The 19,059-nt window shown below is 70.6% G+C and carries 22 protein-coding genes; 18 read left to right on the top strand and 4 right to left on the bottom strand.

Features of this window, described 5'->3' with window-relative positions:
• Positions 1 to 9: 9 nt before the first annotated feature.
• Positions 10 to 567, top strand: coding sequence for a DUF2567 domain-containing protein (locus ROP_RS03715; protein ID WP_012688012.1), 558 nt, complete (start codon positions 10 to 12; stop codon positions 565 to 567).
• Here ROP_RS03715 and ROP_RS03710 read toward each other — a convergent pair.
• On the bottom strand, positions 557 to 1,369 hold the full coding sequence (locus ROP_RS03710; RefSeq protein ID WP_012688011.1) for an SDR family NAD(P)-dependent oxidoreductase: 813 nt from the start codon (positions 1,367 to 1,369) through the stop codon (positions 557 to 559). The two genes, ROP_RS03715 and ROP_RS03710, sit on opposite strands and share 11 nt — an antisense overlap.
• An 83-nt stretch (positions 1,370 to 1,452) precedes the next feature.
• Between ROP_RS03710 and ROP_RS03705 the strand changes: the two genes are divergently transcribed.
• Positions 1,453 to 2,052: a TetR/AcrR family transcriptional regulator gene (locus ROP_RS03705; protein WP_043824175.1), complete on the top strand. Its 600-nt coding sequence runs from the start codon at positions 1,453 to 1,455 to the stop codon at positions 2,050 to 2,052.
• A gap of 95 nt (positions 2,053 to 2,147) precedes the next feature.
• Positions 2,148 to 2,492: an SDR family NAD(P)-dependent oxidoreductase gene (locus ROP_RS03700; RefSeq protein WP_148222436.1), complete on the top strand. Its 345-nt coding sequence runs from the start codon at positions 2,148 to 2,150 to the stop codon at positions 2,490 to 2,492.
• A 9-nt stretch (positions 2,493 to 2,501) separates the two neighbouring features.
• Here ROP_RS03700 and ROP_RS03695 read toward each other — a convergent pair whose 3' ends face one another.
• Positions 2,502 to 3,236 (bottom strand): NUDIX hydrolase, encoded by a 735-nt coding sequence (locus ROP_RS03695; protein ID WP_012688008.1) that lies wholly within the window; start codon positions 3,234 to 3,236, stop codon positions 2,502 to 2,504.
• Positions 3,237 to 3,314: 78 nt separating this feature from the next.
• Here ROP_RS03695 and nadA point away from each other — a divergent pair, with 78 nt between their 5' ends.
• From nadA to nadC, 3 genes are read left to right on the top strand one after another with little or no spacing between them, the layout of a single operon-like run.
• Positions 3,315 to 4,352 carry a quinolinate synthase NadA gene (nadA, locus tag ROP_RS03690; protein WP_012688007.1) on the top strand — a complete coding sequence of 346 codons (1,038 nt, stop codon included), beginning with the start codon at positions 3,315 to 3,317 and terminating at the stop codon, positions 4,350 to 4,352.
• Positions 4,349 to 5,917, top strand: coding sequence for an L-aspartate oxidase (locus ROP_RS03685; RefSeq protein WP_012688006.1), 1,569 nt, complete (start codon positions 4,349 to 4,351; stop codon positions 5,915 to 5,917). The genes nadA and ROP_RS03685 overlap by 4 nt, the downstream gene beginning before the upstream one ends.
• A complete protein-coding gene (gene nadC / locus ROP_RS03680) occupies positions 5,917 to 6,786 on the top strand; it encodes a carboxylating nicotinate-nucleotide diphosphorylase (RefSeq protein ID WP_043824173.1) in 870 nt (289 codons plus the stop codon). The genes ROP_RS03685 and nadC overlap by 1 nt, the downstream gene beginning before the upstream one ends.
• A gap of 52 nt (positions 6,787 to 6,838) precedes the next feature.
• On the opposite strand, the gene ROP_RS03675 is transcribed toward nadC, so the two are convergent.
• Entirely contained in the window at positions 6,839 to 7,468 is a 630-nt protein-coding gene (locus ROP_RS03675) for a LysE family transporter (protein ID WP_043826224.1), read from the bottom strand.
• Positions 7,469 to 7,487: 19 nt separating this feature from the next.
• Complete coding sequence (locus ROP_RS03670; RefSeq protein ID WP_043824171.1) at positions 7,488 to 8,765, bottom strand: glycoside hydrolase family 1 protein; 1,278 nt, start codon at positions 8,763 to 8,765, stop codon at positions 7,488 to 7,490.
• An 87-nt stretch (positions 8,766 to 8,852) separates the two neighbouring features.
• Here ROP_RS03670 and ROP_RS03665 point away from each other — a divergent pair, with 87 nt between their 5' ends.
• From ROP_RS03665 to hisI, 12 genes are all read left to right on the top strand, one after another.
• Entirely contained in the window at positions 8,853 to 10,796 is a 1,944-nt protein-coding gene (locus tag ROP_RS03665; protein ID WP_012688002.1) for an acyl-CoA dehydrogenase family protein, read from the top strand.
• 233 nt (positions 10,797 to 11,029) lie between these two features.
• A complete protein-coding gene (gene hisD / locus ROP_RS03660) occupies positions 11,030 to 12,352 on the top strand; it encodes a histidinol dehydrogenase (protein ID WP_012688001.1) in 1,323 nt (440 codons plus the stop codon).
• Positions 12,349 to 13,491: a histidinol-phosphate transaminase gene (locus ROP_RS03655; protein ID WP_012688000.1), complete on the top strand. Its 1,143-nt coding sequence runs from the start codon at positions 12,349 to 12,351 to the stop codon at positions 13,489 to 13,491. Before hisD ends, ROP_RS03655 begins: the two co-directional genes overlap by 4 nt.
• Complete coding sequence (hisB, locus tag ROP_RS03650) at positions 13,488 to 14,102, top strand: imidazoleglycerol-phosphate dehydratase HisB (RefSeq protein WP_005247522.1); 615 nt, start codon at positions 13,488 to 13,490, stop codon at positions 14,100 to 14,102. Before ROP_RS03655 ends, hisB begins: the two co-directional genes overlap by 4 nt.
• Before the next feature lie 13 nt (positions 14,103 to 14,115).
• On the top strand, positions 14,116 to 14,268 hold the full coding sequence (locus tag ROP_RS43470; protein WP_007297398.1) for a hypothetical protein: 153 nt from the start codon (positions 14,116 to 14,118) through the stop codon (positions 14,266 to 14,268).
• Positions 14,268 to 15,449 carry an MFS transporter gene (locus ROP_RS03640; RefSeq protein WP_012687999.1) on the top strand — a complete coding sequence of 394 codons (1,182 nt, stop codon included), beginning with the start codon at positions 14,268 to 14,270 and terminating at the stop codon, positions 15,447 to 15,449. The genes ROP_RS43470 and ROP_RS03640 overlap by 1 nt, the downstream gene beginning before the upstream one ends.
• 9 nt (positions 15,450 to 15,458) lie before the next feature.
• A complete protein-coding gene (gene hisH, locus ROP_RS03635; RefSeq protein ID WP_012687998.1) occupies positions 15,459 to 16,094 on the top strand; it encodes an imidazole glycerol phosphate synthase subunit HisH in 636 nt (211 codons plus the stop codon).
• On the top strand, positions 16,091 to 16,348 hold the full coding sequence (locus ROP_RS03630; RefSeq protein WP_012687997.1) for a membrane protein: 258 nt from the start codon (positions 16,091 to 16,093) through the stop codon (positions 16,346 to 16,348). Before hisH ends, ROP_RS03630 begins: the two co-directional genes overlap by 4 nt.
• Before the next feature lie 19 nt (positions 16,349 to 16,367).
• Positions 16,368 to 17,102 (top strand): bifunctional 1-(5-phosphoribosyl)-5-((5-phosphoribosylamino)methylideneamino)imidazole-4-carboxamide isomerase/phosphoribosylanthranilate isomerase PriA, encoded by a 735-nt coding sequence (gene priA / locus ROP_RS03625; RefSeq protein WP_012687996.1) that lies wholly within the window; start codon positions 16,368 to 16,370, stop codon positions 17,100 to 17,102.
• A gap of 9 nt (positions 17,103 to 17,111) precedes the next feature.
• Positions 17,112 to 17,945, top strand: coding sequence for an inositol monophosphatase family protein (locus tag ROP_RS03620; protein WP_012687995.1), 834 nt, complete (start codon positions 17,112 to 17,114; stop codon positions 17,943 to 17,945).
• Positions 17,942 to 18,715: an imidazole glycerol phosphate synthase subunit HisF gene (gene hisF, locus ROP_RS03615; RefSeq protein WP_012687994.1), complete on the top strand. Its 774-nt coding sequence runs from the start codon at positions 17,942 to 17,944 to the stop codon at positions 18,713 to 18,715. The genes ROP_RS03620 and hisF overlap by 4 nt, the downstream gene beginning before the upstream one ends.
• Positions 18,712 to 19,056 carry a phosphoribosyl-AMP cyclohydrolase gene (gene hisI / locus ROP_RS03610; RefSeq protein ID WP_012687993.1) on the top strand — a complete coding sequence of 115 codons (345 nt, stop codon included), beginning with the start codon at positions 18,712 to 18,714 and terminating at the stop codon, positions 19,054 to 19,056. Before hisF ends, hisI begins: the two co-directional genes overlap by 4 nt.
• The last annotated feature ends 3 nt before the right edge of the window (positions 19,057 to 19,059 follow it).

The following is a 19,059-nucleotide window of genomic DNA, read 5'->3' as shown; positions in this document are numbered from 1 at the left end:
GTCGGACGCGTGACCACGCTCCCGCGCTTCAGGCTTCGATCTGCCGCCGGAATCTTCTGCGCGGCGGTGGTGGCGAGTGCACTCGCCGGGGTGCTGTGGGGACTCCTGGCACCACCCGAACATCTGCTGGTGGTCGCCCCCGACCGCGGGGTGTCGCTGACGGGGGAAAGCGTGCACCGGTTCGACGCGATCGGGATGTTCGCGTGTGCCGGCCTGGTGGTCGGCATCCTCACCGCGGTCGCCGCGTGGACGGCGCGGCGAAGTCGCGGCCCGGTGGCGCTCGGCGCCGTACTCGGTGGCAGCGTGGTCGGGGCCTGTGTGATGGCCCTCGGCGGCATCGGTGTGGCGGCCCTGCGTTTCCCCGACGCCGACACCTCGACGGCCGGTGCCGTCGTGGCGATCGCTCCGGGGATCGGGACCCCGCTGGTGCTGATCTTCCAGCCGCTCGTCGCGTGCGTCGTGACGTTGGTGCTCGCCGCGCTCAACCCGTACGACGATCTCGGTGTCGGTGACGCCTCGGTCGAACTCGACGAGCCGCAAGAGCGCGACACGACGGTTACCTCGTGACCGTGGCCCGCATCCGCACGTCGCCGAGCAGTCGCCCGCTGGCGAGAGCGCCGATCCGGCGCGTCGCGAACCGGGTGCTGACCGAGGACACCCAGTTCAGGAGCCCGGAGACGACGCTCGGCGGTGTGCTGCGGCGGTCCAGGGCCCGCAGCGCTGTCGCGACCACCTGGTCCGCGGTCTGCATGCGGCCGACGGCGGCGTCCTCGGAGCCGACGACGTCGAAGAACTCGGTGCGGGTTGGGCCCGGGCAGACGGCGAGGACGGTGAGGCCGGTGCCGCGCGCCTCCGCCCACAACGCCTCCGTGAAGTTGAGGACGAACGCCTTCGTCGCACCGTAGACGGCCATGCCCGGAGTCGGCTGGAACGCGGCGGTGCTCGCCACGTTCACGAGTGCGCCGCGTCCCCGGATCAGGTCGGGCAGGAACGTGTGCGACAGGTCGACGAGGGTGGTGACGTTGAGCTGGATCTCGGCGGTCAGCCGTTCCAGGTCGGCGGACGCGAAGTCTCCGTGCGTCCCGAATCCCGCGTTGTTGATCAGCGAGTCGATGCGGATGTCGCGCGCGGCGAGTTCGGCGCGCAACCGCGCGCCCGCGCCGGGGGTCGCGAGGTCGAACGGGAGCACGGTGACCGTCACGTGGTGCGCGGCGCGAAGTTCGGCGGCGAGTTGTTCGAGCTTCTCGCCGCGTCGCGCGACGAGGACGAGATCGGCGCCGCGGTCGGCCAGTCGGCGGGCGAATTCGGCACCGAGGCCCGCGCTTGCGCCGGTGACGAGGACGGTGGTTCCGGATGCGTCGAAAGGCATGTCTGCTCCTAGCGGTGGGGTGTCCTCGAATGTAGTCAGTGCCATCTATGTAGTCAATGACAACATTTTGCTACGCTTGCGCCGTGTCCACCGCCGAACAGCCCTATCACCACGGGAGCCTTCGTCAGGTGCTGCTCGCCCGCGCCGAGAGCACGCTCGAGAAGGACGGCGTCGACGGACTCTCCCTGCGGCAGCTCGCCCGGGAGGCCGGGGTCAGCCACGCCGCGCCCAGCAAGCACTTCCGCGACCGTCAGGCGCTGCTCGACGCTCTCGCCGAATCCGGATTCCGGCGCCTCACCGCCGCCCTCGAACGCGCGGTCGACCAGGCCGACCCCCACGCCCGCTCCCGCTTCGCGGCCCTCGCCGACGCGTACGTGACCTTCGCGCTCGCGCACCGGGAGTTGCTGGCCCTGATGTACGGCAGCAAGCACGCGCCCGGGGCCGCCGCCGAGTTGGTGGACGCGGGCCGCGCCGCCATGGATCTCACGGTCCGGATCGTCGCCGACGCCCAGGCCTCGGACGAGATCGGCCCCGGCGACGCATCGCGCATCGCCCTCGTCGCGTTCGCGACCTTCCACGGAATCGCGACGCTCGCCGCAGGCGGAATGCTCGAGGACGCCCCCGTCGACGAAGTCGTCACGGCCGCGTCGGACACGTTCTGGCGGGGCCTCGCCCGGGCCTGATACCCACTCACGGCGATCTCACAGCCCGTTTCCCTCGAACACTCGAGTGCCGGCGCTTACCTGGAATCGGAAATGTCGATCCCCAGGAGGCGAAGATGATGAATACCGACGAAGCAGGCACGGCCCGCGGTGTCGTGGTGGTGACCGCTGCCGGCAGTGAGCAGGGCAGCCGTACCGCGCAGGAGTTGCTCGATTCGGGCTGGTGCGTCGCGGTCACCGCACGCACCGTCGCGGAGCTGGCCCGGATCATGCCGGGCATGTCCGGACACCGGCTGCTCGCGGTCGCCGCCGATCCGGGCGACCCCCGGCAGGTCGAGCAGCTGCTCGATCGCGTTCTCGCCCGCTTCGGCGGCATCGATTCGGTACTCGGCGCGGAGTCCTCGGTCGCGTCCGCGTGGCGGCGGCGCACCTCGGGGGAGGGCGAAGCGGCGGCCGCCTGACGGTCGGATTCAGCTCGGCGGCCGAAGCGCCGCGAATTCGTCCGTCACCCGCAGGGTGGAGTCGGTGAACCGGTAGAGGGCGGCCGGGCGACCGCCGGTGCGGCCGGACGGTGCCGTGTTGCCGGTGGGGGTCAGTACCCCGCGGCGTCCGAGGACGCGCTGCAGGTTGGTCGCATCCACCTGGTAACCGAGTGCGGCGCAGTAGATCTCGCGCAGCGTCGACATGGAGAACTCGTCGGGCGCCAGACCGAAGGCGATGTTGGTGTAGGAGAGCTTGGCCGCGAGGCGGGTCCGGGCGTGCCGGACGACGGTGCCGTGGTCGAACGCCATCTCGGGCAGCGCGGACACCGGGTGCCACGCGGTGTCCGGCGGCAGTTGCGGGTCGGCGGGCAGGGGAACGAGCCCGAGGAACGTCGACGCGATGGTGCGCGGTCCGGGCACCCGCTTCGGATCGCTGAACACCGACAGCTGCTCGAGGTGCGAGACCTCCTGCACGTCCACCTTCTCGGCCAGCTGACGTCGCGCGGACGTCGTGAGGTCCTCGTTTTCGTGGAGGAGTCCGCCGGGCAGCGACCATGCGCCCGCCTGCGGATCGAGGGCTCGTTGCCACAGCAGCACGGCGAGCTCTCCGGTGCCCCCCGCGTGACGCGCATCACCGCTGTGACCTGCGTCGATATACCCGGGGAAGTGGCGAACCTGGAACACCGCGGTGAGCACTTCATGCGTGGTGTTACTATTGGGCATGTTTTCGATCCTAAGTCGAAAACCTCGATTGCGGAAATTCGGGCCAGCCCGCCCGAGTTCACGGTGAAGGAGCAAGCCATGACGACCACGACGTTGTGGGCGGGTACCAACCCGCAGATTCAGGACGGTCCCGGCGGTTACGCGGGCGTCGAGGCGAGCGAAGAGTGGGCTGCCGAGATCAAACGGCTGGCCCGCGAGCGGGGAGCGACCCTCCTCGCGCACAACTACCAGCTGCCCGCCATCCAGGACGTGGCCGACCACGTCGGCGACTCGCTCGCGCTCTCGCGCATCGCGGCCGAGGCCCCGGAGGACACCATCGTGTTCTGCGGTGTGCACTTCATGGCCGAGACCGCGAAGATCCTCAGCCCCGCCAAGACGGTGCTGATCCCGGACGAGCGCGCGGGCTGCTCGCTGGCCGACTCGATCACCGCCGATCAGCTGCGTGAGTGGAAGGCCGAATACCCCGACGCCGTCGTCGTGTCGTACGTCAACACCACCGCCGAGGTGAAGGGTCTGACGGACATCTGCTGCACGTCGTCCAACGCCGTCGACGTGGTCGCGTCGATCGACCCCGACCGCGAGGTCCTGTTCCTGCCCGACCAGTTCCTCGGCGCCCACGTCAAGCGCGTCACCGGTCGCAAGAACATGCAGATCTGGGCGGGCGAGTGCCACGTCCACGCGGGCATCAACGGCGACGAGCTCACGGCGCAGGCGAAGGCGCACCCCGGTGCCGAACTGTTCGTCCACCCCGAATGCGGTTGCGCCACCTCCGCGCTCTACCTGGCCGGTGAGGGATTCGTGCCCGAGGACAAGGTGAAGATCCTGTCGACGGGCGGCATGCTCGACGCGGCCCGCGCCACCGGGGCCAAGCAGGTTCTCGTGGCCACCGAGGTCGGGATGCTGCACCAGCTGCGCAAGGCCGCGCCGGACGTCGACTTCCAGGCCGTGAACGACCGCGCGTCCTGCCCGTACATGAAGATGATCACCCCCGCGGCCCTGCTCCGCTGCCTGCTCGAGGGCAAGGACGAGGTTCACGTCGATCTCGCGACCGCCGAGCGTGCCCGCAAATCGGTGCAGCGGATGATCGAAATCGGAAACCCGGGCGGCGGCGAGTGAGCAGCCCGGCCCGGGGGATTTCCTGGGAAGAGCGCGCCGACCTCGTCGTGGTGGGCGGTGGTGTGGCCGGACTGACGGCCGCACGCACCGCCTCGCTGCGCGGGCTCACCGTGCTCACCGTCAGCAAGGGCGGGGCGACGGACACCGCGACGCAGTACGCGCAGGGCGGCATCGCGGTGGTCGGTGACGCCGTCACCGATTCGGTGGATTCGCACGTCGCCGACACGTGTGAGGCCGGCGCCGGCCTGTGCGAGGAGGACGCCGTGCGGTCGATCGTGTCCGGTGGCCGCGACGCCGTGGCCGCGTTGACCGATCTGGGTGCGGTGTTCGACCGTGGCCGCGACGGCACCGTGTCCCGCACCCGCGAGGGCGGGCACAGCACCCGGCGGATCATCCACGCCGGCGGCGACGCCACCGGCGCGGAGGTGCAGCGCGCGCTGGGCGCGGCCGGTCTTCCGGTCCTGTTCGACAGTTCCGCGGTCCGCGTGCTCACCGACGCGCGCGGTGTCACCGGGGTGCTCGCCGACTCCCCGCGCGGACTCGGCGTGATCCACACACCCGCCGTTCTCCTGGCGACCGGCGGACTCGGGCAGTTGTACGCCTGCAGTACCAACCCGCCCGGCGCCACCGCCGACGGCATCGCCCTCGCACTCGACGCCGGCGCGGCCGTCGCCGACCTGGAGTTCGTGCAGTTCCACCCGACCGTGCTGTTCACTCCCGGAGGTCTCGGCCGGCGTCCGCTGATCAGCGAGGCCGTCCGCGGCGAGGGCGCGATCCTCGTCGACGCCAACGGCGATTCGGTGACCGCCGGTGTGCATCCGCGCGGCGACCTGGCGCCCCGCGACGTCGTGTCGCGGGCCATCGCGTCGCGGCTGCGGGAACTGGGACACGACCACGTGTACCTCGACGCCCGTCACCTGCCCGGGTTCGCGCAGCGGTTCCCGACTGTGACGGCGTCCTGCCTCGAAGCCGGGATCGACCCGCGCGAACAGCTGATACCGGTCGCGCCCGCCGCGCACTACTCGTGCGGCGGTGTGGTCACCGACGTCGACGGACGCACCGCGGTCCCCGGCCTCTACGCGGCGGGCGAGGTCGCCCGCACAGGGCTGCACGGCGCGAACCGGCTGGCCTCCAACAGTCTCCTCGAAGGCCTGGTGGTCGGCGAAAGGGCAGGCGCCGCGGCCGTCGAACGCGCGGATCTGCGCGTCGAGGCGGTCGACGCCGGCCGCCGCGCACTGCCGTCCGCGCCGCGGGAACTGGTGCAGCAGTTGATGACCGGCAACGCCTCCGTCGTCCGGGACGGCGCAGGCCTCGAGGCGGTCGCGGGCGCCCTGGACGCCGCGCCGCGCACGGTCCCCGAGGGGCAGACCGCGCTCGAAGACACCGCGCTGACCCTGACGGCGGCAGCGCTCGTGCTCGCCGCAGGCGCGCGCACCGAAAGTCGTGGATGCCACACCCGCAGCGACTACCCGGAGACGTCCGACGAGTGGCGCCGCAGCACGCACGTGCGCCTGCGCGACGGCGAACTCGAGCTTCTCCAACCCCAACTGACAGGAGTGCTGTGATGGCCGACCACGCCCTTCCCGACGGGCTGGACTCCGGCGAGGTGCGGGCGCTCGTGCGCCTCGCCCTGGACGAGGACCTGCGGTACGGACCCGACGTGACGTCCTCGTCGACGGTCCCGGCCGACGCGGTCGCCAAGGCGTCCGTGGTCTCCCGCGCGCACGGCACCGTCGCCGGCCTCGACGTGGGACTGCTGGTGCTCGACGAGGTGATCGGGGCGGGCCGCTACGAGGTCCTCGACCGGGTGGCCGACGGCACCCGGATCACACCCGGCCGGGCGGTGCTGACGGTGTCGGCGCCCACGCAGGGCCTGCTCACCGCGGAGCGGACGATGCTCAACCTGGTCTGTCATCTGTCCGGCATCGCCACCGCGACGTCGGCGTGGGTGGATGCGGTCGAGGGCACCGGGGCGAAGATCCGCGACAGCCGCAAGACGCTGCCGGGGCTGCGTGCGCTGCAGAAGTACGCCGTCCGGGTGGGCGGCGGCGTCAACCACCGGATGGGTCTAGGCGACGCCGCGCTGATCAAGGACAACCACGTCGCCGCCGCAGGTTCGGTGGTCGCCGCGCTGCGGGCCGTCCGCGCCGCGGCGCCGGACATCGAATGCGAGGTGGAGGTCGACAGCCTCGCGCAACTCGACGAGGTGCTCGCCGAGAACGTGGAACTGGTGCTGCTCGACAACTTCCCGCTGTGGCAGACCCAGATCGCGGTGCAACGCCGCGACGCGAACGCCCCCGCCACCAAGCTGGAATCGTCGGGCGGTCTCACGCTGGACGTCGCGGCCGAGTACGCCGCGACCGGAGTCGACTACCTCGCGGTCGGTGCGCTCACCCATTCGGTGACCGTGCTGGATCTCGGCCTCGACATGTGATTCTCACCCGTGAGTACTTCTTAACCGCGGGCGGTTAAGAAGTACTCACGGGTCAGACGGCACGGCGAATCGTCGCCAGGAACGTGGCCGCGACGAAGAACAACCCCGAGAACGTGCGGTTGGTGGCCCGCTGCTGGCGCGGGGAGCGCATCAGCCGCAGGACCTTCGCCGCCAGCCCGGTGTAGCCGGTCATGACGGCGACGTCGACCGCGACCATGGTGGCGGCGATGATCAGGTACTGGGGGAGCAGCGGCGCCGACGGGGTGATGAACTGCGGGAGCACCGCCAGCATGAAGACGACGGCCTTCGGGTTGCTGGCGTTGACCAGGAAGCCGCGCAGCGTCATCGCGGGCCCACTGGTCTCGGCGACGTCGCCGTCGACGCCGGACACGTCGGTCGCGCTCGCCCGCCATTGCCGGACGCCGAGATACACCAGGTACGCGACGCCGAACCACTTGATCACCGTGAACGCGAGGGTCGAGTTCGCGAGCAGCGCCCCGAGCCCCGCGGCGACGACCGCGATCTGCAGCAGCAACCCCAGCTGGAGACCGGCGATGTTCCAGTAGCCGCGCCGCAGCCCGAACCGCATTCCGGTGGCCATCGACGCGATCGCGCCCGCCCCCGGCGACAGACTGATCACGCACGACGCTCCGAGCACTGCACACCACATCTGCCACGACACCACGTGATGGTACGCCCGGTTATGGAGGATTCGTGCAGCTGAGGGGCGGATCGACGAGAGAGCAGACCGCCGCGCTGCGGCCGGGTTCGTAGCCGGGCGGGAGCCCGTTCGCGACGAGGTCCCGGTAGGTCGCGACCGCATCGGTCGGGCGCCGGGTGAGGGTGGGATCGGTCAGCGCGTCGACGGTGAACAGGCCGAACCGGGGACGGAACGTGCCCCACTCGTAGTTGTCGGTGATCGACCAGTAGTTGTACCCGATCACCGGTGCGCCGTCCGCCCGCGCCCGCTCCATCCAGTAGAGGTGATCGCGGAGATGATCGGACCGGGTGTAGCCGTCCGCTCGCGGTGCGCCGTCGTCGGTGGGCATGCCGTTCTCCACGACGTACAGCGGCAGTCCCGGGAACGTGCGGGTGTACCGCATCAGGGCGTGGTAGATGCCGTCCGGCTGGGGACTGATGTCGTAGAAGGCGTCGGTGACCGCGTTCACCGCGGTGACGTTGTCGAGGGAGAGACCGTAGTAGTAGTCGATACCGAGGAAGTCGAGCTTGTCCCGGACGCGGTCGACGAACGTGGCGTCGAGCGCGTCCATGGCCGCCGGGACGTAGGCGAGGTTGCTGCTGACCCGGGCGCCCGGATCGATCTCGTGGATCAGGTCGTACGCGCGGCGGTGGACCTCGACGAGCCGGTCGAGCATCTGTGGCGCCCGGTCGGGGCCGATGCCGCCGAACGTCAGCTCCTTCTGCACGTACACGGTCGGCTCGTTAATCGTGATCCAGAGCGCCCCGGCACCGGCGTAGCGTTCGATCACTTTCTGCGCGTTCGCGAGCCAGTCGTCGACGGTCTCGGGGTTCGCCCACCCGCCCCGGTCGGCGACCCACCCCGGGTACACCCAGTGGTCGAGCGTGATCATCGGGGTCATCCCGCGGCTGGTGATCTCGCGGACGACGTCGTCGTAGTACCGCAGCTCGGTCTCGTCCCACACGCCCGGCGCCGGCTCCACCCGGGCCCACTCGACCCCGAAGCGGAACACGTCGACACCCAGGTCCGCGGCGCGCGCGATGTCCTCGGGGTACCGGTGCCGGAAGTCGACCGAGTCGCCGATCGCGTCGCGGGTGCGGCCGGAGCCGGAATACCGCCGCCAATTGCTGTCCGGGGAGGAACCCTCCGACTGGAACCCGGACGTGGCAACGCCCCACAGGAAGTCGTCCGGGAGAGGGGCGGCATGCACCCCGGCGGCGGGGCTCAGCAAGCACAGCAGGACCGCGCCGGCGCCCAGGAGTCGCGTGGGAGTCCGCACCGGCCGAAGAGTAGCGGAAACGCTGTCCCGAGTGCGCCGATTGGGGGATACTGGCGAGTAGGACTACCCGCCAGTAGGAGGCGCGTCATGGTCGACACCTCAGCTCCGAAGGTCACCGAAGAAGAAGCACGAGCGGTCGCAGAGGAGGCGAGGGAGTCCGGCTGGGACAAACCCTCCTTCGCGAAAGAACTGTTTCTGGGACGGTTCCGGCTGGATCTGGTTCATCCCTTCCCACGGCCGGCTGCCGAGGACGCCGCCAAGGCCGAGGAATTCCTCGTCCGCCTCCGCGCATACTGCGAGGAGATGGACGGCAGCGTCATCGAATCCCAGTCCCGCATTCCCGACGAATACGTCCGCGGCCTCGCCGACCTCGGATGCTTCGGCCTGAAGATCTCGGAGGAGTACGGCGGCCTCGGACTCTCGCAGGTCGCGTACAACCGGGCGCTGATGCTCGTCGCGTCGGTGCACCCGAGCCTCGGCGCGCTGCTGTCGGCCCATCAGTCGATCGGCGTCCCCGAACCACTCAAACTGGCCGGCACCCCCGAGCAGAAGCGCGAGTTCCTGCCGCGCTGCGCCCGCGGCGCCATCTCCGCCTTCCTCCTCACCGAACCCGACGTCGGTTCCGACCCGGCGCGGCTGGCGTCCTCCGCGATTCCCATCGAGGGCGGTGCCGCCTACGAACTGGACGGCGTGAAGCTGTGGACGACCAACGGCGTCGTCGCGGAACTGCTCGTCGTCATGGCGCGGGTACCGAAGAGCGAGGGTCATCGCGGCGGCATCTCCGCCTTCGTCGTCGAGGCGGATACCCCGGGCATCACCGTCGAACGGCGCAACGCGTTCATGGGTCTGCACGGGATCGAGAACGGTGTCACCCGCATGTACAAGGTGCGCGTTCCGCGGGAGAACCTGATCGGACGGGAAGGCGACGGACTCAAGATCGCACTCACCACGCTCAACGCCGGCCGGCTGGCGATCCCGGCGATGTGCGCGGGCGCAGGCAAGTGGTCGCTGAAGATCGCCCGCGAATGGTCCGGTGTGCGCGTCCAGTGGGGCAAAGCAATCGCCGAGCATGCGGCCGTCGCCAACAAGCTGTCGTTCATGGCCGCGACCACCTACGCGCTCGAGGCCGTGGTGGACCTGTCCGCGCAGATGAACGACGAGGGTCGCAACGACATCCGGATCGAGGCGGCGCTCGCCAAGCTGTGGTCGTCGGAGATGGCCTGCGTCATCTCCGACGAGCTGATCCAGGTCCGCGGCGGTCGCGGATACGAGACGGCGGCGTCGCTGGCCGCCCGGGGTGAACGTGCGGTGCCGGTCGAACAACTGGACCGCGACCTGCGCATCAACCGGATCTTCGAGGGGTCGAGCGAGATCATGCGACTGCTGGTCGCGCGCGAGGCGGTGGACGCGCACCTCACGGCGGCGGGCGATCTCGCCGACCCGCACGCCGACACCGGTGCGAAGGCCCGGGCGGCGGCCAAGGCGAGCGGCTTCTACGCGAAGTGGCTGCCGCAACTCGTGGCGGGCAAGGGGCAGGTGCCGACGTCGTTCGGCGAATTCGGCGTCCTGGCCAAGCACCTGCGTTTCGTCGAACGGCACTCCCGCAAGCTGGCCCGCTCCACGTTCTACGGGATGGCGCGGTGGCAGGCTGCCCTGGAGAAGCAGCAGGGCTTCCTCGGCCGGGTCGTCGACATCGGCGCCGAACTGTTCGCGATGTCCGCCACGTGCGTCAAGGCGGAGATGCAGCGGGAGGAGAACGAGGCCGAGGGCGCCGCGGCCTACGAACTCGCCGACGTGTTCTGCCGTCAGGCGGCGCTACGGGTCGAGAAGCTGTTCGACGGCCTGTGGCACAACACCGACGACGCAGACAAGCAGGTCGCGCACTCGATCCTCGAGGGACGGTACGCGTGGCTGGAGCGGGGGGTGGTCGACCCCAGCGAAGGCACCGGTCCGTGGATCACAGAGTGGACGCCCGGCGCCTCGACCGAGGAGAACCTGGCGAGGAGGTTCCTGGAGTCCACCCGCCTCTAGGCCGCCGGGTTTCCCGCGGCCGGGACGACGCGCAGTACAACGCGGCACCCGCCGGCGTCTCGGCGCCGGCGGGTGCCCGTATGTGCACGGTCGCCGGCCGAAACCCGGTCGGCCGGCGACCGGTGAAAATGGGGTGCGCCTATCCTGGATAATCGGTGTCGAGCCCTGTTCTCCGCAGAACAGGTCCGCTCGTCCGAGACACCGTGTCCCGACAGTCGCAGAGAGGACCTCTCATGCTCGCCCGCACCGACCTTCGTGGTCGTACCCCTTCCACGGCCGAACTTCGCGCCGCACTTCCTCGAGGTGGAGTGGATGTGGACGCGGTCCTGCATCAGGTTCGCCCCGTCGTCGAGGCGGTCCGTGAGCGCGGCGCCGACGCGGCCCTCGAATTCAGCGAGAAGTTCGACGGCGTCCGTCCCGCGCAGGTGCGGGTACCGCAGTCCGAGTTGGACCGCGCCCTCCACGAACTCGACCCGGCCGTCCGCGCCGCCCTCGAGGTCGCGATCGAACGCACCCGCAAGGTGCACGCCGACCAGCGCCGCACCGATACCACCACCGAGGTAGTCCCGGGCGGCACCGTCACCGAACGGTGGGTGCCGGTCGACCGCGTCGGGCTGTACGTCCCGGGCGGCAACGCCGTCTACCCGTCCAGCGTCGTGATGAACGTGGTGCCCGCGCAGGCCGCCGGTGTCCGCTCGCTCGTGGTGGCGTCGCCGCCGCAGTCCGGGTTCGGTGGTCTGCCGCACCCGACCATCCTCGCCGCGGCCGCCCTGCTGGGCGTCGATGAAGTGTGGGCCGTCGGCGGCGGTCAGGCCGTCGCCCTGCTCACCTACGGCGGCACGGACACGGACGGCGCCGAACTCGCCCCCGTCGACCTCATCACCGGCCCCGGCAACATCTACGTCACCGCCGCCAAGCGCCTCTGCCGCGGCCTCGTCGGCATCGATGCCGAGGCCGGCCCCACCGAGATCGCGATCCTCGCCGACCACACGGCCGACCCGGTGCACGTCGCCGCCGACATGATCAGCCAGGCCGAACACGACGTGATGGCCGCGAGCGTGCTCGTCACCAGCAGCGTCGAACTCGCGGACGCCGTCGACACGGCGCTGGCCGCGCAACTCCAGATCACCAAGCACCGGGAACGCGTCACCGCCGCGCTGTCCGGCACGCAGTCGGGCACCGTCCTGGTCTCCGACGTCGAGGCCGGACTGCGGGTTGTCAACGCGTACGCCGCCGAGCACCTCGAGATCCAGACCGAGAACGCCACCGCCGTCGCCGGGAAGGTGACCAGTGCGGGCGCGGTGTTCGTCGGCCCGTGGGCGCCGGTCAGCCTCGGCGACTACTGCGCAGGGTCCAACCACGTCCTGCCCACGGCGGGTTGCGCCCGGCACTCCTCGGGGCTGAGCGTGCAGACGTTCCTGCGCGGCATCCACGTGGTCGACTACTCCGAATCCGCGCTGAAGGAGGTCTCCGGCCACGTCATCACCCTCGCGAACGCCGAGGACCTGCCCGCACACGGTGAGGCCGTGCGGCTGCGGTTCGAGGCGCTGCGGTGACCGCGGCGAACGTGCCGGGCTCGTCGATCGGGGTCGACGCCCTGCCGATCCGGGAGAATCTGCGCGGCAAGTCGGCGTACGGGGCGCCGCAATTGACCGTCCCCGTTCAACTGAACACCAACGAGAACCCGCACCCGCCGACGAAGGCGCTCGTCGACGACGTCGCGGAGTCCGTGCGGGAGGCCGCGCGCGAACTGCACCGCTACCCGGACCGCGACGCGGTGGCCCTGCGCACCGACCTCGCTGCGTACCTCGTCCGCCAGACCGGGGTGCCTGTCACGGTCGACAACGTGTGGGCGGCCAACGGGTCCAACGAGATCCTGCAGCAGCTGCTGCAGGCGTTCGGCGGCCCCGGTCGCAGCGCGATGGGCTTCGTGCCGTCGTACTCGATGCACCCGATCATCGCGGACGGCACCGAGACCGAGTGGCTGCCGATCTTCCGGCGCGCCGACTTCGCGCTCGACGTGGACGCCGCGACCGCGGCGATCGCCGAGCGCAGACCGGACGTCGTGTTCGTCACCAGCCCCAACAACCCGACCGGGCACAGTGTCGGTATCGCGGAACTGCGCCGGGTCCTCGACTCCGCGCCGGGCATCGTGATCGTCGACGAGGCATACGCCGAATTCTCCGACGCGCCGAGCGCCCTGACGCTGATCGACGAATACCCGTCGAAGCTGGTGGTGTCGCGGACGATGAGCAAGGCGTTCGCGTTCGCGGGCGGCCGGCTCGGATACCTCGCGGCCGCACCGGCATTCATCGAGGCGCTGCTCCTGGTCCGGCTGCCGTACCACCTGTCGGTGGTCACCCAGGCCGCCGCCCGCGCTGCGCTGCGGCACGCGAACGAGACGCTCGGCAGCGTGCACGCCCTCGCCGCGGAGCGCGTGCGGGTGTCGAAGGCCTTGGAGGACACGGGTTTCCACGTCATCCCCAGTGACGCGAACTTCATTCTGTTCGGTGAGTTCACCGACAGTGCCCGCGCCTGGCAGGCCTACCTCGACCGCGGAGTCCTGATCCGGGACGTCGGCATCCCCGGATACCTGCGCGCCACCGTCGGGCTGGCTTCCGAGAACGACGCCTTCATCGTGGCGAGCGACGAGATCGCCGCCACCGAACTCACCAGCTCAGGAGACCGAGGATGACCGACCGCATCGCCCGCGTGGAGCGCACCACCAAGGAATCCAGCATCACCGTCGAACTGAACCTCGACGGCACCGGCATCGTCGACGTCTCCACCGGGGTTCCGTTCTTCGATCACATGCTGACCGCGCTCGGCTCCCACGCGAGTTTCGACCTCACCGTCCACGCGAAGGGCGACATCGAGATCGAGGCGCACCACACGGTGGAGGACACGTCGATCGTGCTCGGCCAGGCGCTCGGGCAGGCCCTCGGCGACAAGAAGGGCATCCGCCGGTTCGGTGACGCGTTCATTCCGATGGACGAGACGCTCGCCCACGCGTCGGTCGACGTGTCGGGGCGCCCGTACTGCGTCCACACCGGCGAACCGGAACACCTGCTGCACGCGGTCATCGGCGGGTACCCGGGGGTGCCGTACGCGACGGTGATCAACCGGCACGTGTTCGAGTCGATCGCGCTCAACGCACGCATCGCCCTGCACGTGCGCGTGCTCTACGGGCGCGATCAGCACCACATCACCGAGGCCGAGTTCAAGGCCGTGGCCCGCGCGCTGCGCGAGGCCGTCGAACCCGACCCCCGCGTCACGGGTGTGCCGTCCACCAAGGGCAGCCTGTGAACCGGACGCATTCGTGAGCGTCGTCCTCGTCTACGTCCTGTTCATCGCCGCGGGTATCGCGGCGGGCGGCGCGTACTCCATGTGGAAATTCAACAAACTGGCCTCCGGCGTGCTGCTGGCACTGGCGGTGCTGGCAGCCGTGGCGGGCGTCCTCAGGTTGATGTAGTGCCGGTCGCAGTCGAGGCTCGCCGCGGCCTGCTCCGCACCCGCGGCATGCCCGCCGCGATGGTGATGGGCGCCGCGGCGTTCGGCGGCTGGGCGCTGCTGCTGCCGGTGGTTCCGTTGATCGTCTCGCTGTCCGGCGGCTCGGACACGCTCGCCGGCAGCGTGACGGCCGTGTTCATGGCCGCGACCGTCGCGACCCAACTCGGTGTGCCCCGGCTCCTGCGCAGGTGGGGGCACCGGTGGGTGCTCGCCGCAGGCTGCACGCTGCTGGGGCCGCCGTCGCTTCTTTTGCTGCTCTCCACCGAGGCGATTCCGGTGCTCGCGGTGTCGGCCGTCCGCGGATCGGGTTTCGGCATGCTCACCGTCGCGAGCAGTGCGCTGGTCGCCGAACTCGTTCCGCGGCAGATGCTCGGCCGCGCGACGGGGGCGCAGGGAATCGCGGTGGCGGCCGCGCAGATGGTCGGGTTGCCGGCAGGCCTCGCGATCATGCAGCACTGGTCCGCGACCCCCGTCTTCGTGATCGGGGCCCTCATTCCCGCTCTCGCGGTCATCGCGATCACGCGGCTCCCCGCGATTCGCCCTCCCGCGGATCGCGGCTCGCGCGATCGCATCCCGCTCGCCGCCGTACTGACCCCCTGGCTGTCGATCGCGATCGCGGCGGCCGCGTTCGGCGGTCTGTCCAGCCTGCTGCCGATCGCGATCTCGGAGCGCGCGTCTCTCGCCGGAGTGATCCTCGCCGTGTCGAGCGGCGCGACGCTGATCGGGCGGTACGCCGCGGGATCGGTCTCCGACCGGCTCGGGGTGGGCCGTGCCCTGATTCCCGCCCTGACGTTCGTGTGCGCCGGCCTGGTCCTGTTCTCCGTCGCAGCGGCGACGGCGGCGCCCGTGCCGTTGCTCGTGTTCGCGGCGCTGGCATTCGGATTGGGGTTCGGCGCGGTGCAGAACGAGTCGCTCGTCATGATCTTCACCGCCGCGGGGCCGGCCCGATTCGGCTCCGCGAGCGCCGGATGGAACATCGGGTTCGACGCGGGCACCGGGTTCGGTTCCCTCGCCCTCGGAGCCGTCGCGTCGGCGGCCGGGTATTCCTGGGTGTTCGGGGTCGCGGCGACAGCGGTCGCGGTGGTCCCGGCCGCCGGAACGGTCGTCGGCCGTGCCCTCGGGCGTCGCCGGGCCGCCGGATAAGGTTGTGTCATGACCGTCTCCACGATTGCCGTCCTCGACTACGGCTCCGGCAACCTGCATTCGGCCACCCGCGCTCTGGCCCGGACCGGCGCGCGCGTCGAGGTCACGTCCGACCACAAGGTCGCGCTCGCCGCCGACGGTCTGGTCGTTCCCGGCGTCGGTGCCTTCGCGGCCTGCATGGAAGGGCTCCGCGCCGTCCGCGGCGAACGGATCATCGGACAGCGGCTGGCCGGCGGTCGGCCGGTCCTCGGGATCTGCGTCGGCATGCAGATCCTGTTCGAACGGGGAGTCGAGTTCGGCGTCGAGGCGGAAGGCTGCGGCGAATGGCCCGGCACCGTCGAACGGCTCCAGGCCGACGTGCTGCCGCACATGGGGTGGAACACCGTCGAGGCGCCGGCCGACAGCACGCTGTTCGCCGGCATCGATTCCGACACCCGGTTCTACTTCGTCCACTCGTATGCGGCCCAGACCTGGGAACTCCCGACGCCGGAGCGGCTGGCGCCGCCCGCACTGACCTGGGCCGACCACGGCGGCAAATTCCTCGCCGCCGTCGAGAACGGCGCGCTGTCCGCCACCCAGTTCCACCCCGAGAAGTCCGGGGACGCGGGCGCGGAACTGCTCCGCAACTGGGTCCGCAGCTTGTGACCGAACCCGGGGACGGGCGCGGCGACCTGTCGATCGGCAGGCTCGCCGTGTGCGCGATGGGCGCCGCCACCGCGGTCCTGGTCGTCGCGACCGCGATCATTCTGGTGCTGAAACCGGGCCCCGTCCTCGGGCTGATCGTCGGGCTGCTCGGTGTCGCCGGCGCGATCGCCGCCATGGGATACGTGTCGAAACGCATGACCCGCAACGCCTACGGCCGCGACCCCGAGGACCCGGAGCCGGGTTCCGGCCGCTGAGCGACTAGGGTTGTCGCACGTGAGCCTGGTCCTTTTGCCTGCTGTAGATGTCGTCAACGGTGAAGCTGTTCGCCTCGTCCAGGGGGAGGCGGGAAGCGAGACCGGATACGGCTCGCCTCGTGATGCCGCCCTCGCATGGCAGAACGACGGCGCCGAGTGGGTCCACATCGTCGACCTCGACGCCGCATTCGGTCGCGGCTCGAACCGCGAACTTCTCGCCGACGTGGTGGGGGAACTCGACGTCCAGGTGGAACTGTCCGGCGGAATCCGCGACGACGCATCGCTCGAGGCCGCCCTGGCCACGGGCTGCGGTCGCGTCAACCTCGGCACCGCCGCCATCGAGAACCCCGAATGGTGTGCCCGTGCCATCGCCAAGTACGGCGAGAAGATCGCCGTCGGTCTCGACGTGCGCCTCGTCGACGGGGAGTACCAGCTCCGCGGTCGCGGCTGGGTCACCGAGGGCGGAAACCTGTGGGAGACCCTCGCCCGGCTCGACAAGGACGGCTGCTCCCGGTACGTCGTCACCGACGTGAGCAAGGACGGCACCCTTACCGGCCCCAACCTCGAACTTCTCGCGCAGGTCTGCGCGGCCACCGACGCCCCCGTCGTGGCCTCGGGCGGCGTGTCCACCATCGACGACCTCCGGGCGATCGCCGGACTCGTCGACCGGGGTGTCGAGGGATCCATCGTCGGGAAGGCGCTGTACGCGGGCCGGTTCACCCTGCCCGAGGCGCTCGCCGCGGTCTCGGGCTGAGTTCGCGCCATGGCCCTGTCCCGTGATCCCCGGGAACTCCTCGCTGTCGCCAGTGAGCTGCTCGACGGAGTGCACGACCGGTTCGTGTCGGGGGTCGGTGCGCCCAGCGCCGTCCACAAGGGTCCCGACGACTTCGCGACCGCCGTCGACCTCGAACTCGAGAAGCGGCTGACCGGCGAACTGCGTGACCGGACCGGCATCGACGTCCACGGCGAGGAGTTCGGCGGACCCGAGCTCGACAGCGGACCCGTCTGGGTGCTCGACCCCATCGACGGCACGTTCAACTACTCGGCCGGTCTGCCGACCGCGGGCACGCTGCTCGCGCTCCTCGACGACGGCGTTCCCGTTCTCGGTCTCACGTGGCTGCCGCTCGTCGGGCGGCGCTATGCGGCCGTCGCGGACGGCCCGCTGCTCGAGGGCGGTCAGCCGCTGCCGCGGCTCGGCCGCACGTCGCTGGCGTCGTCGATCGTGGGCTTGGGGGCGCTGAACATCGACAGTCGCGGGCGGATCCCCGGCGCATACCGGCTGCAGGTCCTCGCGCAGCTCAGCCGGGTGTCCTCGCGGATTCGGATCCACGGATCCACCGGGGTCGACCTCGCGTTCACCGCCGCCGGAATACTCGGCGGCGCGGTGGTGTTCGGCCACAATGCGTGGGACAACGCGGCAGGTGTCGCGCTGGTGCGCGCCGCGGGCGGTGTGGTGACCGATCTGGGCGGCAAGCCCTGGACCGTGACGTCCGACTCGGTGCTCGCCGGAGCGCCCGGGGTTCACGGCGAAATTCTCGATATCCTCGGATCACTGGGTGATCCCCGTTCCGAGCCTTCAGGAGGGCGTACGCAATGACTCTGGCGGTTCGAGTGATCCCGTGTCTGGACGTCGATGCCGGACGCGTCGTCAAGGGCGTCAACTTCGAGAACCTGCGGGATGCGGGCGACCCCGTCGAACTGGCGGCGGCGTACGACGCGCAGGGCGCCGACGAGCTCACGTTCCTCGACGTCACCGCGTCCACCGCGGACCGGGGCACCATGCTCGACGTGGTGAGCCGGACGGCGGAGCAGGTGTTCATTCCGCTCACGGTCGGCGGCGGTGTCCGCACCGTCGAGGACGTCGACCGGTTGCTGCGTGCCGGCGCCGACAAGGTGAGCGTCAACACCGCCGCGATCGCGCGGCCCGAGTTGCTCCGCGAACTCAGCGAACGCTTCGGCTCCCAGTGCATCGTGCTGTCCGTGGACGCACGCACCGTGCCGCAGGGGCAGCCGGACACCCCGTCGGGGTGGGAGGTCACGACCCACGGCGGCAAGCGCGGCACCGGCATCGACGCGGTCGAGTGGGCGGTCCGCGGCGCCGAACTGGGCGTCGGGGAGATCCTGCTCAACTCGATGGACGCGGACGGCACGAAGGCCGGTTTCGACTTGCCGATGATCCGCGCGGTCCGCGCCGCCGTGCACGTGCCGGTGATCGCCAGCGGGGGAGCGGGCGCCGTCGAGCACTTCGCGCCCGCCGTCGGGGCCGGCGCGGACGCCGTTCTCGCCGCCAGCGTCTTCCACTTCGGCGACATGACCATCGGCGACGTCAAGAAGTCCATGCGCGCAGAGGGGATCACCGTCCGATGAGTCTCGACCCGGCCATCGCGTCACGGCTCAAGCGCAACGAGGCGGGACTGTTCAGCGCCGTCGCGCAGGAACGGTCCACGGGCGACGTCCTGATGGTCGCGTGGATGGACGACGAGGCCCTCGCACGCACCCTCGACACCCGCAAGGGCACGTACTACTCCCGCTCCCGTCAGCAGTACTGGGTGAAGGGCGAGACGTCCGGGCACACGCAGTACGTCCACGAGGTGCGACTCGACTGCGACGGCGACACCGTGCTGCTCGTCGTCGACCAGGAGGGTGCGGCGTGCCACACGGGCACGCACACCTGCTTCGACTCGGACGTGCTGCTCGCCGCCGACTAGCGG

This window comes from Rhodococcus opacus B4 (assembly GCF_000010805.1).
Classification (GTDB): domain Bacteria; phylum Actinomycetota; class Actinomycetes; order Mycobacteriales; family Mycobacteriaceae; genus Rhodococcus_F; species Rhodococcus_F opacus_C.
This window is presented reverse-complemented; position numbering and strand designations above follow the sequence as displayed.

What these genes read in the sequence shown, in the direction of transcription:
- hisH (WP_012687998.1), top strand. Translation starts at nt 15,459, where the DNA reads ATGACCGTCTCCACGATTGCCGTCCTCGACTACGGCTCCGGCAACCTG.
- ROP_RS03700 (WP_148222436.1), top strand. Translation starts at nt 2,148, where the DNA reads ATGATGAATACCGACGAAGCAGGCACGGCCCGCGGTGTCGTGGTGGTG.
- ROP_RS03665 (WP_012688002.1), top strand. Translation starts at nt 8,853, where the DNA reads ATGGTCGACACCTCAGCTCCGAAGGTCACCGAAGAAGAAGCACGAGCG.
- hisD (WP_012688001.1), top strand. Translation starts at nt 11,030, where the DNA reads ATGCTCGCCCGCACCGACCTTCGTGGTCGTACCCCTTCCACGGCCGAA.
- hisB (WP_005247522.1), top strand. Translation starts at nt 13,488, where the DNA reads ATGACCGACCGCATCGCCCGCGTGGAGCGCACCACCAAGGAATCCAGC.
- ROP_RS03620 (WP_012687995.1), top strand. Translation starts at nt 17,112, where the DNA reads ATGGCCCTGTCCCGTGATCCCCGGGAACTCCTCGCTGTCGCCAGTGAG.
- ROP_RS03695 (WP_012688008.1), bottom strand. Translation starts at nt 3,236, where the DNA reads ATGCCCAATAGTAACACCACGCATGAAGTGCTCACCGCGGTGTTCCAG.
- nadC (WP_043824173.1), top strand. Translation starts at nt 5,917, where the DNA reads ATGGCCGACCACGCCCTTCCCGACGGGCTGGACTCCGGCGAGGTGCGG.
- hisF (WP_012687994.1), top strand. Translation starts at nt 17,942, where the DNA reads ATGACTCTGGCGGTTCGAGTGATCCCGTGTCTGGACGTCGATGCCGGA.
- hisI (WP_012687993.1), top strand. Translation starts at nt 18,712, where the DNA reads ATGAGTCTCGACCCGGCCATCGCGTCACGGCTCAAGCGCAACGAGGCG.
- ROP_RS03710 (WP_012688011.1), bottom strand. Translation starts at nt 1,369, where the DNA reads ATGCCTTTCGACGCATCCGGAACCACCGTCCTCGTCACCGGCGCAAGC.
- nadA (WP_012688007.1), top strand. Translation starts at nt 3,315, where the DNA reads ATGACGACCACGACGTTGTGGGCGGGTACCAACCCGCAGATTCAGGAC.